Annotated in this window: 14 protein-coding genes; all 14 read left to right on the plus strand. The window is 26.8% G+C overall.

The window, feature by feature from the left end:
• Positions 1–7: 7 nt before the first annotated feature.
• The 14 genes from EXC62_RS02425 (at position 8) to truA (ending at position 14,860) form a co-directional block, all read left to right on the plus strand.
• Complete coding sequence (locus tag EXC62_RS02425) at positions 8–1,786, plus strand: V-type ATP synthase subunit A (RefSeq protein ID WP_026391169.1); 1,779 nt, start codon at positions 8–10, stop codon at positions 1,784–1,786.
• Positions 1,786–3,162, plus strand: a complete 1,377-nt coding sequence (locus EXC62_RS02430) for a V-type ATP synthase subunit B (protein WP_026391168.1) — start codon at positions 1,786–1,788, stop codon at positions 3,160–3,162. Before EXC62_RS02425 ends, EXC62_RS02430 begins: the two co-directional genes overlap by 1 nt.
• A 9-nt stretch (positions 3,163–3,171) precedes the next feature.
• Positions 3,172–3,840, plus strand: a complete 669-nt coding sequence (locus EXC62_RS02435; protein WP_026391167.1) for a V-type ATP synthase subunit D — start codon at positions 3,172–3,174, stop codon at positions 3,838–3,840.
• Positions 3,841–4,349: 509 nt separating this feature from the next.
• Complete coding sequence (locus EXC62_RS08810; RefSeq protein ID WP_156907485.1) at positions 4,350–4,487, plus strand: hypothetical protein; 138 nt, start codon at positions 4,350–4,352, stop codon at positions 4,485–4,487.
• Between the two features lie 165 nt (positions 4,488–4,652).
• Entirely contained in the window at positions 4,653–5,213 is a 561-nt protein-coding gene (locus EXC62_RS02440; protein WP_129747450.1) for a hypothetical protein, read from the plus strand.
• A 346-nt stretch (positions 5,214–5,559) separates the two neighbouring features.
• Positions 5,560–5,991: a hypothetical protein gene (locus EXC62_RS02445; RefSeq protein ID WP_162140332.1), complete on the plus strand. Its 432-nt coding sequence runs from the start codon at positions 5,560–5,562 to the stop codon at positions 5,989–5,991.
• Positions 5,992–6,040: 49 nt separating this feature from the next.
• The gene (locus EXC62_RS02450; RefSeq protein WP_162140331.1) at positions 6,041–8,077 is read left to right on the plus strand and encodes an ATP-binding cassette domain-containing protein; all 2,037 of its coding nucleotides are present in this window, start codon (positions 6,041–6,043) and stop codon (positions 8,075–8,077) included.
• Positions 8,067–10,178, plus strand: a complete 2,112-nt coding sequence (locus EXC62_RS02455; RefSeq protein ID WP_052590118.1) for an ATP-binding cassette domain-containing protein — start codon at positions 8,067–8,069, stop codon at positions 10,176–10,178. Before EXC62_RS02450 ends, EXC62_RS02455 begins: the two co-directional genes overlap by 11 nt.
• Before the next feature lie 31 nt (positions 10,179–10,209).
• Complete coding sequence (locus EXC62_RS02460; protein WP_026391164.1) at positions 10,210–10,647, plus strand: hypothetical protein; 438 nt, start codon at positions 10,210–10,212, stop codon at positions 10,645–10,647.
• Positions 10,648–10,850: 203 nt separating this feature from the next.
• Positions 10,851–11,426 carry an RdgB/HAM1 family non-canonical purine NTP pyrophosphatase gene (gene rdgB, locus EXC62_RS02465; protein ID WP_026391163.1) on the plus strand — a complete coding sequence of 192 codons (576 nt, stop codon included), beginning with the start codon at positions 10,851–10,853 and terminating at the stop codon, positions 11,424–11,426.
• 98 nt (positions 11,427–11,524) lie between these two features.
• Positions 11,525–12,328 carry an energy-coupling factor transporter ATPase gene (locus EXC62_RS02470; protein ID WP_035375946.1) on the plus strand — a complete coding sequence of 268 codons (804 nt, stop codon included), beginning with the start codon at positions 11,525–11,527 and terminating at the stop codon, positions 12,326–12,328.
• Positions 12,304–13,149 carry an energy-coupling factor transporter ATPase gene (locus EXC62_RS02475; protein ID WP_162140330.1) on the plus strand — a complete coding sequence of 282 codons (846 nt, stop codon included), beginning with the start codon at positions 12,304–12,306 and terminating at the stop codon, positions 13,147–13,149. Before EXC62_RS02470 ends, EXC62_RS02475 begins: the two co-directional genes overlap by 25 nt.
• Entirely contained in the window at positions 13,146–14,135 is a 990-nt protein-coding gene (locus tag EXC62_RS02480) for an energy-coupling factor transporter transmembrane component T family protein (protein WP_052590116.1), read from the plus strand. Before EXC62_RS02475 ends, EXC62_RS02480 begins: the two co-directional genes overlap by 4 nt.
• Positions 14,135–14,860 carry a tRNA pseudouridine(38-40) synthase TruA gene (gene truA, locus EXC62_RS02485; protein ID WP_026391160.1) on the plus strand — a complete coding sequence of 242 codons (726 nt, stop codon included), beginning with the start codon at positions 14,135–14,137 and terminating at the stop codon, positions 14,858–14,860. Before EXC62_RS02480 ends, truA begins: the two co-directional genes overlap by 1 nt.
• Positions 14,861–14,876 lie beyond the last annotated feature (16 nt).

The following is a 14,876-nucleotide window of genomic DNA, read 5'->3' on the forward strand; positions in this document are numbered from 1 at the left end:
AGTGAATATATTGAAGAAAAATAATGAAAAAGAAGTAGGTATAGTAACAAAAGTTTCTGGTCCCTTAATTGTTGCCAAAAATATGCAAAGTGCTCAAGTCTATGACGTTGTTAAAGTTAGTGATAAAAGACTAACTGCAGAAGTAATTGAACTACGTGGAGATTTAGCATCAATCCAAGTATATGAAGAAACTGCTGGTATTGGACCAGGAGAACCAGTTTATTTTACTAATGAAGTCTTATCAGTAGAACTTGGACCGGGGTTAATAGGAAGTATATTTGATGGTATTCAAAGACCTTTAGATAAAATCTATGAAGTTAATTCAAAAATCATTCCAGCAGGTATTGAAGTTCCAAAACTTGATAGAAATAAAAAATGGAAATTTGAAGCAATTGCTAAAGCTGGTGATGAAGTAAGTGGTGGAGATGTTTTAGGAACAGTTTTAGAAACTAATATTGTTAAACATAAGATTATGGTTCCAAATAATATTAAAGGGAAGATTATTGAGATTAAAAGCGTTGAAGCAACCATAGCTGAATCAATTGTGAAACTTGAAAAGACAAATGGTGAAATAATCGAACTTACAATGATTCAATCATGGCCTGTCAGAAAGAAAAGACCATATAAAAAGAAAATAACTCCTTTCAAACCAATGATTACAGGTCAAAGAGTTATTGATACATTATTTCCAATAGCTATTGGAGGAATTGCTGCAGTTCCAGGACCATTTGGTTCAGGGAAAACAGTTGTTCAACATCAACTTGCTAAATGGAGCGATGCAGATATTATTGTTTATGTTGGGTGTGGAGAACGTGGAAATGAAATGACTGACGTTTTAAGAGAATTCCCACAGTTAAAGGATCCAAAAACTGGTGAATCGCTGATGGAGCGAACAGTCTTGATCGCTAATACATCAAATATGCCAGTTGCTGCAAGAGAAGCAAGTATTTATACTGGAATCACAATTGCTGAATACTATCGTGATATGGGATATAAGGTTGCTTTAATGGCTGATTCAACATCTCGTTGGGCTGAGGCACTTCGTGAAATGAGTTCAAGATTAGAAGAAATGCCAGGCGAAGAAGGATATCCTGCATATTTAGGTTCAAGACTTGCTGAATTCTACGAAAGAGCTGGGCTTGTTGAATGTTTAGGAAATGGTAGTAGAGAAGGGGCTGTAACAGTTATTGGTGCAGTGTCACCTCCAGGTGGAGATACATCAGAACCGGTAAGTCAAGCAACGCTTAGAATTGTTAAAGTATTCTGGGGATTAAGTGCAAGCTTAGCTTATAGAAGACACTTCCCAGCTGTTGATTGGATAAGAAGTTATTCATTATATCAAGACCAAGTTGGTGAATATTTAGATAACCATGTTCATAGTGATTGGACTGAAGAAGTTAATGAGTTTAGAAAACTGCTCCAAGAAGAAGTTGGTTTAGAAGAAATTGTCCGTTTGGTTGGAATTGATTCATTAAGTTTTCAAGATCGTGTAAAACTTCTAACTGCACAAATGATTAGAGAAGATTATCTGCATCAAAATGCATTTAATGAAATAGATACATATACATCAACAAATAAACAATACTATATGATGAGAGTAATTCTTACATGGTATGAAAAAGCACTAGAAGCATTAGAAAATGGAATAAGTTTTAAAACAATTGAAACTAGTGAAGCAAAAGCAGTAATTGGTAGATATAAATATGTTCCAGAAGAAAATGTTACTAGAGAATATAATAATATTGTGAAACTTATTAATGATGAGTTTATTAAGGAGGACGAATAATGGCTGTAAAAGAATATAAAACAATCACTGAAGTTGTTGGTCCTTTAATGCTTGTTGAAAAAGTAAGTGGCATTAAATATGATGAACTTGTTGAAATAAGACAAAATGATGGAACAAAAAAATATGGTAAAGTTTTAGAAGTTGATAACGACACTGCGGTTGTTCAACTCTTTGAAGGAAGTCAAGGACTAAAAATTGATGATGCAAAAGCAGTATTTTTAGGAAGAGGAATTGAGTTATCATTATCTCCAGATATATTAGGACGAGTTTTTGATGGAATGGGTAGACCAATTGATTCAAAAGGTAAGATAATTCCTGAGGTTAAAAGAGATATTAATGGGAATCCATTAAATCCAGTTGCAAGAGATTATCCAAACGAATTTATTCAAACAGGTATATCAGCAATTGATGGATTAAATACATTAGTAAGAGGTCAAAAACTTCCAATATTTTCTGGTTCTGGGCTTCCACACGCTAAACTTGCAGCGCAAATAGCAAGACAAGCAACAGTATTAAATGATGAAGAAGAATTTGCTGTTGTGTTTGCTGCGATTGGGATTACATTTGAAGAAGCAGAATATTTTATTGAAGATTTTAAAAAGACTGGAGCAATTGAGCGAACAGTAATGTTTGTTAATCTTGCTAATGATCCAGCAATTGAACGTATAGCAACGCCAAGAATGGCAATCACTGCAGCAGAATATTTGTCAGAAGATTTAGGTATGCATGTTTTAGTTATTTTAACAGATTTAACAAACTATGCCGAAGCTCTTCGTGAAATAAGTGCTGCAAGAAAAGAAGTTCCAGGCAGACGTGGATATCCAGGGTATATGTATACTGACCTTGCATCGCTTTATGAAAGAGCAGGTCGTATAAAAGACATGCCAGGATCAATTACCCAAATTCCAATTTTAACAATGCCAGAAGATGATATTACACATCCAATCCCAGATTTAACTGGATATATTACTGAAGGACAAATAATTGTTTCGAAACAACTTTATTTAAAAAATCTTACACCGCCAATTGACGTATTACCATCATTGTCTAGATTAAAGGATAAAGGTATTGGAAAAGGAAAAACAAGAGAAGATCATGCAGATGTTATGAATCAGTTGTTTTCATCATATGCTAGAGGTAAGGAAGCAAAAGAGTTAGTTCAAGTGCTAGGTGATGCAGCATTATCTGATGTTGATAAGTTATATGCTAAATTTTCTGATGAGTTTGAAAATAAATATATTTCTCAAGGATTCGAAAAAAATCGAACTATTAATGAAACTCTTAATATTGGATGGGAATTATTAAGAATTTTACCTGTAACTGAATTAAAGAGAATTAGTGAAGCAAATATCAACAAATATTACTATAAAAAATAGGGGGTAATTATGTCAAAGAGTCAAATTAACCCAACACGTATGGAATTAATTAAACTTAAGAATAAATTAAAAATGTCTATAAGAGGTCATAAACTCCTTAAAGATAAACAAGATGAATTAGTCCATACTTTTATTAAACTTGTATATGAAACAAGAAATAAAAGAGTTGAAGTAGATCAATTGTTTAGTGATGCATTAACGGTTTTTAACGATATGAAGGAACAAATGGCATTGGCACCAATATATGAAATGTTAATGATTCCAAGTAGCAATTTAAATATTAAATATGCATATAAAAGTATAATGACAGTTGAAATACCAAAAATCGACTTAAATATTAATATATCAAATGAGCAAACATATAGTGATATAACATCACCAATTGAAATTGATACTGTTAAGGATAAAATGAATTTAGTATTTCCTAAATTAATCGAACTTAGTGAAATGGAACAAAGTATTAACTTGCTTTCAGAAGAAATTGCTAAAACAAGAAGAAGAGTAAATGTTATTGAGAACATAATGATTCCTGAATTAAAGGAAGATATTAAAAGAATAACAATGAAATTAGAAGATAATGAAAGAAGCAATACTGTTAGAATTATGAAAAGTAAGGATATTGTTCTTGAGAAGATTGCTAAGGAAAGAGAAAAAAGAAATCAAAAGAATAGTGATTAATAATGTTAAAGGAGTTTATGCTCCTTTTTTATTAACTAGAAAAGTTTGATTTTTTCGGTAAAACAAATATTATAAAAAATGATATGAAACTAACAAGAAAAAACTTGTAAAAGGCTAGATAATAATGAAGATTAAATCAACAATTATTTCTTTTTATTCTTTTAACTTCATATTTATAACGCATGATAACAACATTTAAGGGAAATAAGAAGATTCCCTAATATAATTCGCATACCCACACTTACAAAATAATATATCATAATTAAAAGAAGAATTTAGCATATTACATCAATTTAGATTGTTTATTTAATAATCATTTTAAACTGTTTATCATGAATATGAATAATTAACTTTTTAATAAAATCATAAATATATCTAAAATTATTTGCAAAATATTCACATATTGTGATATTTGTTAATATTAGCATAATATAGTTGTATAAAAAACATTTTTAATATATAATAGAGTCATAAAGATGACTAATAATATAAAAAAGGAGGATATTGTTATGAAAATAAAGTTTTTGAAAAAGTTTTTACTTGTTTTTTTCTTTTTGGTATGTTTAACAGCTACTAGGGTTTTTGATGTTGTTCACGCTGCTGAGATTACTGATGGAGTAACGGGTGCTCAATTAAAAACTGCCTAAAAAAAAGATTCACTTGATCTTTCAGCAAAACATGGGACTTTTAGAGAATCGGAGGATGGAAGCTGGAACTTTGATCATTTTAGTCCAAGCAAATCAGGGGCATATAATATTTTTTCAACTGGAAATATAGATACAGTTGCAAGATTATATGAAAAAGAAAATACTTTGTTTTTCTATAAACACGAGTTGAGAGCCACAAGTGATAATGTTGGTAGTGATAAAAATTTTTATATACAGTATGATTTAGATAAAAATGAAGATTATGTTTTATCAACTGGTTCGAAAGGTGATGGGCAAAAAGGGAAATATAGAATTCATATCTTAGGAAATCATGATAAATTTCCCGCACCTTATGGAGGAGTCTGGGAACAACATGAACGATACTCAAATAGAAGTAAATTGAATGTTGTTAGAAGATTTTATACTGCAGATGGTGTTGCACTTCTATATAAAAGTCTTGATCAAAAAACATTTGAGATAATAAAAGAAATAAAAAAAACAAAAGGCTGGAGTGTCGAAAATGTATGGGATATTTTTTCTGATATTTTAGGTGGTGCTTTAGCATTGGCTAAGCTCGATCCTGAAATAGAACTCTTAATTGCAGTTGGAACATTTATATTTAATAAAATTGCTACCAATTTACCAGCTTTAAAAAACAAAAAGAATATATTGATGATTATAGAACTGGTCTATTTGATGCATCTAATGCAACTGGCGATGTTGTAGATAATGTATATACAATAGTTTTTAAAAATGGTGTTACAATAGAGAATTATGAAGGCACCCATACACCGTGGTGGGGATATCTTCCACCAGTAGTTTTTGTTGGTGCAATAGGTGGTGGACCAGATGTATTGATTAAATTAAAAACTAATGAAGTTAATTTTTATCCTACATATACTAGTTGGATAGAAGGTGTTGAATTACAAAGAGGTGATGTAACCATATTTTAATGGGTAATAGTAACTCTTCAAGCATAGAAGTGATTCAATTAAGATTATGATATAAATATTTTATAGGAAGGAGAAGGTATGCTCATTATTGTAAAACAATAAAGGGTATAGGTTTAACAATGAAGAAAATCAAAAATATTTTCCCTTTAATTTTTGTAATAACTGTATTTATTGTTTCAATTGCTTTAAAACCAAAAAAAAAGCTTTCCGAAAAGTATAAAAGGGATATTGAATACAGCAGCGAGTCATTATATGGCTTAGGTGATGACATATTGATAAAAGAAATTATATTGTATGAATGTGAAGATGACACATATGTATATACAATATATAAATATATTGCATATAAAACAAAAGAAATAGAAGAAAACTATCAAGTCTTTTCTACAAGAACTGGAAAGTATTTAAGTGGTGGAATTGTTGAGTCATTAAATAAAGATTTTTATAGAAAATTTAGTGAGGATAGACTAAAAGCGAAACGAACCGAAAAATTAAGTGAAGACTATATAAAGTATTTAAATACTGAAGTGAAGAGTAAATACTTATCGTGAAACCAATATAATAGTTTATGAATACTTTTTCTGAAATGAGTGATACAAAATGGATATTAAAATAACTAACTTAGAAAAATATTATCAAAATAATACTAAAGCGCTTGAAAATATAAACCTTGAATTAAAGCAAAATAGTTTTTTGAATATTTACGGGGACTCAGGATCGGGAAAATCTACACTTCTAAGAATTATTGCTGGAATAATCCCATATGAGTATGGGAATGTTTCAGTTAATGGTTTTAGTTATAACAATAAAACAAAAAATGAAATAGAAGACTTTAGATATAAAAATATTGTTTTAATTGATCAACAAGTTAAACTTATTGATGAATATACAGTGTATGATAATTTAGTTTTATCTTTTTATGCGCTATATAATAAAAAAGTAGATAGGAATAAAATTGATTTTATTCTAGAGTTTTTGAAAATTAAAGTGTTTAAACATAAAAGAGTTAAATATTTATCAGGTGGAGAAAAGCAAAAGGTTACGATAGCAAGAGCCTTGCTTTTTTCGCCTGATATTTTACTTTTTGATGAAGTTCTTGATAGTTTAGATAATAAAACATCTATTGAGATTATGGAAATAATTAAAGCAATTTCAAAGGATAGAACTGTGATTTTCGTTGATCATAAAAGTAATGATTTTACAAATTATTTTACAGATAGAATAACACTTGAAGATGGTAAAATAATTGAAGAAGTAAAATACAAAGAGAATAGTCACCAAAATAGAATTATTGAAAAAAATGAATCTAATAAACCTAATTATCTAATGATAATAAAAGAATTATTCATACATCAAAAATCTATTCAATTGATGTTTGTTTTTGCTTTAATGTTAGTTAGTTTTATAATATTTTTTTCAAATATATTTCTCGTAAAAATCAATTATAGTGAAGACAAAGGTTACGAGTCAGAAATAGCATATATTCAAAAACGAGATAAAGGGATATTTTCTGTTGAAGATATAGAAGAATTAAATCAAAATTTTGATAATGAATATACTTATGTAAAAAGTATTAAAAACTATAATGTTAGTTATGGTGTTATATTTCCTGAGTATAAAGATGAACTTTCAGTAGGTTATTTTGATAAGATATTTCAAAAAGATATTTATATAGGAAGAATACCTCAAAAGAAAAATGAAGTAATGATTAATTCAAACTTTAGTGGTAGAGTAGGTAGTACAATAAAAATAATTGTTGATGAAAAAGAAAATGAGTATTTAGTAGTTGGGAGTTATTATTCTTATCTTGATAATAATGTAATATTAACTCTTGATGAAAGGATTAAAGAGATTAATAGTAGTCGTGAAAAGTATTTAGACTATCAAACTGAAAATAACTTCTTTATTTTTGAAAATCAAAATTTAGGTGAAAAAATAAAAATCGAATTATCTAATGATAATAATAGTTATATTAAACTAAAGAATAATATTACAAATGAAAAGATTTTATTTTTAAATCAAAAAAATAAAAAAACATATGATGAGTTTAATGAAAATTTTATCATAAGTAATGATTCATTAGAAAATATTATCCAATTATCAATTACTGATTTTAATAAATATTTTTTAGATTATAATATTATCAAGCAATTATTAATTCGTTCAATTGATCGAATTGAAAACGAAAATGCTTTTAAACTAATAGACAATAAATATAGAATAATTGATAGATACTTAAATGAAATTGAATTAAATGCTAAAAATGAAATAGTAAACCAAGTGCCTTTAATGTTATTATTTCTGTTTATAGTGATAATACTATTCTTTTTATATAAAAAACTACTTGAATTTTATATAAAATATTTCTCTAAAAACTATAACTATTTATATTATTCAGGTTTATCAGTTTATAAAATAAAAATGCTTATTACAGGTTTATTCATATTATATACAATAATAGCGCTAGTAGTTTCATCAGTAGGATTATTTGTATTGAAAAGAGTTAATATATTTGAAAGATATATTTTAAGAGAAATTAACTTAGGGGTGTTTGTAGCTATATTATTGATAATGTTATTTATAACAATTAGAAAAATTAGTTTTACAAATATATTAGGTGAAGCTAATGAAAATTGAAAAAATAAGCAAAAGTTATAATAGTAAAAAGATTTTAAATAATGTAGATTTATACTTACCAGAGAAGGGTTTAATTTATTTTGTGGGAGATAATGGTAGTGGTAAGACAACATTTTTAAATATTGTCTCAGGTATTGAAAAAAAAGACTATGGTAGTATATTCTTTCAAGATAAAGAAATAAAAGACTTTACTTTGTTTAGAAGAGAAAAAATTCACTATTTAATGCAGGATAATAACTTATTTGAGCATCAAACTGTAATTGAAAATATAAACTTAACAACAAAGAAAAATAAAGAATTCATTGAAGGTATGTTGTATGATTTTAATATGCAAAGATTTAAAAATCGAAAAATAGCTAATTTATCTGGTGGTCAAAAACGAAAAGTGGCAATTGTTAGATCTTTTTTATGTGATTCAGAAATTATTTTTGCAGATGAACCAACTAAAGGATTAGATTATAAAACAGCAGAAAAGATTATTGAGCATTATCGAGTTCTTTCGAATGATAAGTTAGTTGTTATTGTTAATCATGATATATCTTTAATTAAGAAAGATGATACTATCTATTCTTTTGAAAATGGAAAAATTATTGAAGTACAGTATGAAACTATTTCTAAGTATACTGTAGATAAAAAAACTATTAATGTTAAAAAACAGAAAATTGTTGATTTTTGGATTGAATCGGATAATGATGAAATACCAGATATATCTATAACAAAGACAAATAATGATTATTATTTGAATGTTCCAGAAGATTTTAGTAATAATTTTTTAGTTAGAAAACAAAATATAAAAAAGGTAGATACTAAAGATAATCAAAAAAATGTTCTTGTTGAAAAAAAACTATTAATAAAACATAATAAACCATTTATTTTTACAGGATTTATTCTTTGCATAATTATTAGTTTTATAATCAGCATGCTTTTTATGGTTTACACTAAAGTTCCAGTAAAGAAAGATCTTTATTTACTAAGCAATAAATATAATGAGATTATTAAATATGATGGAAATGCTGAAATGACATTTAAACAAAGCAGTAATTACACAACAATATTTGAAGATGCGAATGGTGAAAGTTATCCAATAAGCAGCCTAACCTATTGGAATTTAAATAGACTTCAAGTAAAAGATTTAATCTTAGGAGAATTTCCAACTAAGGATAATGAAATTATTATTGATATTAACCTTTTAAGTGATAAAAACCCGAATAAGGATTTACTACGGATGATTGATATAAAGAATAATGAAGATTTGCTAAATGAAAAGTTTTTTATTAATGGTGATGAATATAAGGTTACAGGATTAGTTAATAAAAAAACAAATGGTATATATTTACAGGAGAATATGATTCTTAAAAGTTATTTAGGAAAAAATATGGATTTAATAGATAAAGTTGAAATAGAAAGCGAAATAGATGAAAAACTCAAACTTGATAATTATATTCATATATATGGAAAAAAAGAAAATGAAATTGGCCTAACATTTGAAATAGTAAGTTACAAATATCAAATAGTTGGAGTTTATAAAAATGAATCAAACCATAAGTTTTTAATAGAAAGCAAAGAACTAGATAACAAACTAAAAAACAATTTTTATGTTAGAATGTACACATTACTTGATAAAAAAGATCTTAAAAATTTGAATTTACAAAAAAATAATATAATTAATTTATATGATGGTATAATTGAAGAAAGAAAAATAGGGACATTAGCTGAAACATCAGAATTTATGATTACGATCATTTCTATAATTGCTGCAATATTGGTTTTCTATATTACATATATAATATTAATTAATATTTCTAAGAGAAGAGAGTATGGTATTTATAAACTATTTGGTAAAAATAAAAAAGAAATGACTTATATATATATTTCTAATATGACAAAATCATTGAAAGATATTTTGATTGGTTATATATTAGGAGCAATTATTTTATTAATCGCCAAATCATTTTTTAAAAATTTAATGGGATTCGATTTTGATATATTTATATTATTAATAGCGGGTTTATTAATAATGATAAATCTAATAATTATTAGTTATATATTGTTTTTACCGATTTTATTAAATAGAGAAATAGTTAAATTAATTAAAAGATAGTTTTATGTATTCTGAAAGAAGGGATAAAGTGATGAAAAAAATAAATCTTATTATAGTTGGTTCTGTTTTTGGTTTAATAGTTATTATAAGTTTAGTTGTATTTCTTTTTTTGAACAGACCGTTAGAAAAAAAGTATAAAAAAGATATTGATTATAGTAGTGAATCATTATATTCTTTATCAGAAGAAATAGTAATTAAAGAAATAATTATATATGAAACAAAAAAACAAACATATATTTATGCTGTTTATTCATACGATGATTATAAGACTGGGAAAACAGAAGAAAACTATCAAGTTTTTTTTACTGAAACTGGACAGTATTTAAGTGGCGGAATAGTCGAATCATTAAACCCAAATCTTTTTAAAGAGTTCAGTGAAGAGAAATTGAAAGCTGAAAAAGTTCAAAATGTAAGTGATAAATACATTAAATATCTTAATGATATTCTCAGTGTAAAAGTGCGGACATAATAAATAGTTATTATTATTTTATTTTTATCATTATTTTGGAATAATTCGAATAATAAAAACAGAGATAAAAAATTATATAAGAGTATTAAGGGTTTATTTATTTTCTTGAATAGCCCTTTTTAATATTAATAACAAAAAATAATCGTATGATTGGGTAATTAAAATGATTATATGTTAAAATAATTTCAAAGAGGTGCATAGATATGGAAGTAATTGTTGCAAGTCATAATAAGAATAAGATTAAAGAATTTAAAAGTATTTTAGGTAATGAATATAATATAAAATCATTAGAAGATTTAAATGACTTTGAAGATATTGAAGAAACAGGTAATACCTTTTCAGAAAATGCTTTAATAAAGGCTTTAAGTATTGCTAAAAAATATAATAAAGTAGCAATTGCTGATGACTCTGGATTAGAAGTTTATTCTCTTGATAATAGACCAGGTGTTTATTCAGCTAGATATAGTGGTAAAGGGGATCATGAAAATAATTTAAAAATACTTTCCGAATTGAAGAACAATAAAAATAGAAACGGAAGATTTATTTCTGTAATTGCCCTTTGTTATCCTAATGGTGAATATCAATTATTTGAAGGAATTTGGGAAGGCAGAATAAGTGAAGAAATAAAGGGAGAAAATGGTTTTGGTTATGATGTGATTTTTATTCCAGAAGGTTTTGAAAAAACAGTTGCTGAATTAGAACCAGACGTTAAAGATAAGTATTCACATCGAAGTAAGGCTCTTAAATTATTAAAAGATTACTTTGCAAAAAAACAATAATAATCATCTAAGGCTTTTCTTTAATATATTTTTGTAAACAAAAATGTATTTGAAGGGCCTTTATGCTATAATAATATAGAGTTAAAGTGGGTGTTAAAATGATAGAAGTAAAAAATATATCATACCGATATAATACAAAAACAGAAGCAATTAAAAATTTATCACTTAATATTGAAAAAGGGAAATGGGTTTCAATTTTAGGACATAATGGATCAGGAAAATCAACATTAGCAAAACTATTAGTTGGTCTTTTAGAAGCGGATAGTGGGAAAATTATCATTGATGGAGAATCATTAACAGAAAAAAATGTTCATGATATTAGAAAAAAAATTGGAATAGTCTTTCAAAATCCTGACAATCAATTTGTAGGAGTAACTGTTAGATATGATATTGCCTTTGGATTAGAAAATCAGCAAATACCATCTAATGAAATGGAAAGACGTGTTCATGAATATGCGAAATTTGTTGGTATGGAAGAGTATTTGGAAAAAGAACCTCATAATCTATCTGGTGGACAAAAGCAAAGAGTGGCAATTGCTGGAGCACTTGCTATGCAACAAGAAATCTTAATTCTTGATGAAGCAACTTCAATGCTTGATCCAAAAGGAACAAATGAAATTGTTAATTTAATAAAGTTGATTAATAAGGAACACAATAAAACAATAATAACGATTACGCATGATTTAAGTTTAGCAAGTATGAGTGATTACTTATATGTTCTTAAAGAAGGCGAATTGATATTGGAAGGAAAACCTGATACGGTGTTTAAAGAAGAAGAATTACTTAAATCATCACATTTAGAAATTCCTTTAGCATTAAGTGTTTATAATGAAATAGCAAAAGATAAAAATAGTGACAAGAAGTTGGTGGATGCATTATGGGAATTCAATTCAAAAATGTAAGTCATGAATATGTAGGTATTAAAACTAAAGATGAAGCAATAATCAATATTAATTTGAATATTGAAGGAAGCGGTGAATTTATCGCTATTTTAGGTCATACTGGAGCTGGTAAATCAACACTTGTTCAACATATGAATGCACTGCTTTTACCAACATCAGGAACGTTAGATGTTTTTGGACAAATACTACCTCCTAAAAAACGTGAAAGAATTAACTATTTAAGACAAAAGGTTGGTTTAGTATTTCAATTTCCAGAATATCAGTTATTTGAAAACACAATTATTGATGATATAGCTTTTGGACCAAAAAACTTTAAAGAAACAAAGGCTAATGCATATGAAAATGCTAAAAAAGCTGCATCAATGGTAGGTATTAGTGAAGATTTATATCAAAAATCACCATTTAGAATTAGTGGTGGACAAATGCGTAGAGTTGCAGTTGCAGGTATTCTTGCTATGAACCCTAACATTTTAGTTTTAGATGAACCAACAAGAGGATTAGACCCTCTAGGTAGAGATGAAATGATGGATATTTTTAAAAATATTCATGAAAAGGAAAATAAAACTCTAGTTTTAATTACTCATGATATGGATATTGTTAGTAAATATGCTAAAAGAGTTGTTGTTTTAAAAGAAGGAAAAATTGTTTTTGATGGAAAAAAAGAAGAATTATTTATTCATCCGAATTTTAAGGATTTTAATTTAGACTTACCTACACCGCTTAAAATATTAAAATATTTAGAAGAAAAACTAGGAATTCCTTTTGAACCTAAATATAGTAAAGAAGAATTAGTTGAGTATTTAAAGGAGGCTAAGTTATGAATAATAAAATAAGTATTGGACAATATATTCCTACAAATTCATGGCTTCATAAAATTGATCCAAGAATTAAGATAATTGGATTAATTGTATTATTAGTCTCATTGTTTCTAATTCCGATATCAGCTAATCTTGCTAGTATTATTATGATTTCAGCATTTTTATTTTTTGCAGTTATTTTAAGCATTTCTGCAAGAATACCTTTGAAAAGAGTTTTTTCAGGTGTAAGACCATTAATTTTCTTATTAACATTTACATTTGTGATTCAGTTATTTACGATAACAACTGGTGAACATATATTTAAAACGCCGCTTACGATGTATATATCACTTACTAGTATTGTTGCAATTATCGCTTTAATTATTTTATATAATACAACAAAAAGAATCTTACCATTTAGAACAGTGTATTTTTTCATTATTGTATTTCTAGTTTTTTTAGCTCAATATTTATTACCATATGTTGAGATTACTAAATACAATTTTAATCCAACATATGAAGGGGTTATTAGAGGTTTATTTTTATTTCTTAGAATTCTAACAACAGTTCTATTAACATCGCTACTTACATTTACAACAATGACAACAGATTTAAACTTTGGTTTTGAAGCAATTATGAGCCCATTGAAACTGGTTAAAATACCTGTTGAAGTAATGGCGATGATGTTATCATTAATTTTAAGATATATCCCAACATTATTATTTGAAACTGAAAAGATTATGAAAGCACAAGCATCTCGTGGACTTGATTTTAAAGAAAGTAAATTAAAAGAAAAAATAACCCAAGTTATTGCTTTACTTGTTCCAATTTTTTTAATTTCTATTAATAGAGCAGAAGATTTAAGTGATGCTATGGAAGTTAGAGGATATGTAATAGGAGCTAAGCGAACAAGAATTGATGAGTATAAGATAACAATAAAAGATATTGCATCTTTATTAGCAACTTTTATAATTCTTGGTGTAATAATTTATTTCAAGGTGACAATTTAATGCCAAGGTATTTATGTACTGTTAGTTATGATGGATTAAATTATGCAGGATTTCAAAGACAAATAAATTCTAAATCAATTCAAGATGAGATTGAAAAAGCTTTAAAGAATATGACTAGTATTTTTATACCAATTCACTCAGCAGGTAGAACAGATAAAGGCGTACATGCCACTGGGCAAACATTTCATTTTGATATTGATTCAATAATTCCAGAAGAAATTATAAAAAAAGGTTTAAATAAAAGATTGCCGGGAGATATTAAAATACAAAATGTAAAAAAAGTTAAGAATACATTTCACGCTAGACATAGTGCTAAAATGCGTATTTATGAATATAGGATCGCTAAAAAGGCAAGTACAATTTTTACAGAGAGATTTGAAGTATATGTTGAAAACTTTGATATTAAGTTAGTTAAAGACTGCTTAGATGAATTTACAGGAATTAAGAATTTTTCTGGATTTTCTAAAAAAACTCCAAATAAAATTCCAATAAAAATTTTATATAGTATTGAAATTAAAGAAACTAAGGAACATTATATTTTTATTTTTAAAGGTGAAAGTTTCTTAAGAAATATGGTTAGATCAATTATGGGTTTAATAATTGAAATAGCAACAAACAAAAAAGATGTTAGTATGATTGAAAAAGTTTTTGAGACAAAAGATCGAAGATTAGCAGGGAAAACTGCGGAAGCAAAAGGACTATTTTTAACAAAAATTGTTTATTAAAATTAAAGGAGTAAGA

It is taken from the genome of Haploplasma axanthum, from assembly GCF_900660745.1.
GTDB classification, from domain to species: Bacteria; Bacillota_I; Bacilli_A; order Acholeplasmatales; family Acholeplasmataceae; genus Haploplasma; species Haploplasma axanthum.

Bases quoted from the DNA above. Each gene is read 5' to 3' on its own strand.
- EXC62_RS02445 (WP_162140332.1), top strand. From the start codon at position 5,560: ATGAAGAAAATCAAAAATATTTTCCCTTTAATTTTTGTAATAACTGTA.
- EXC62_RS02470 (WP_035375946.1), top strand. From the start codon at position 11,525: ATGATAGAAGTAAAAAATATATCATACCGATATAATACAAAAACAGAA.
- EXC62_RS02480 (WP_052590116.1), top strand. From the start codon at position 13,146: ATGAATAATAAAATAAGTATTGGACAATATATTCCTACAAATTCATGG.
- EXC62_RS02475 (WP_162140330.1), top strand. From the start codon at position 12,304: ATGGGAATTCAATTCAAAAATGTAAGTCATGAATATGTAGGTATTAAA.
- EXC62_RS02460 (WP_026391164.1), top strand. From the start codon at position 10,210: ATGAAAAAAATAAATCTTATTATAGTTGGTTCTGTTTTTGGTTTAATA.
- EXC62_RS08810 (WP_156907485.1), top strand. From the start codon at position 4,350: ATGAAAATAAAGTTTTTGAAAAAGTTTTTACTTGTTTTTTTCTTTTTG.
- EXC62_RS02430 (WP_026391168.1), top strand. From the start codon at position 1,786: ATGGCTGTAAAAGAATATAAAACAATCACTGAAGTTGTTGGTCCTTTA.
- EXC62_RS02450 (WP_162140331.1), top strand. From the start codon at position 6,041: ATGGATATTAAAATAACTAACTTAGAAAAATATTATCAAAATAATACT.
- truA (WP_026391160.1), top strand. From the start codon at position 14,135: ATGCCAAGGTATTTATGTACTGTTAGTTATGATGGATTAAATTATGCA.
- EXC62_RS02455 (WP_052590118.1), top strand. From the start codon at position 8,067: ATGAAAATTGAAAAAATAAGCAAAAGTTATAATAGTAAAAAGATTTTA.
- rdgB (WP_026391163.1), top strand. From the start codon at position 10,851: ATGGAAGTAATTGTTGCAAGTCATAATAAGAATAAGATTAAAGAATTT.
- EXC62_RS02435 (WP_026391167.1), top strand. From the start codon at position 3,172: ATGTCAAAGAGTCAAATTAACCCAACACGTATGGAATTAATTAAACTT.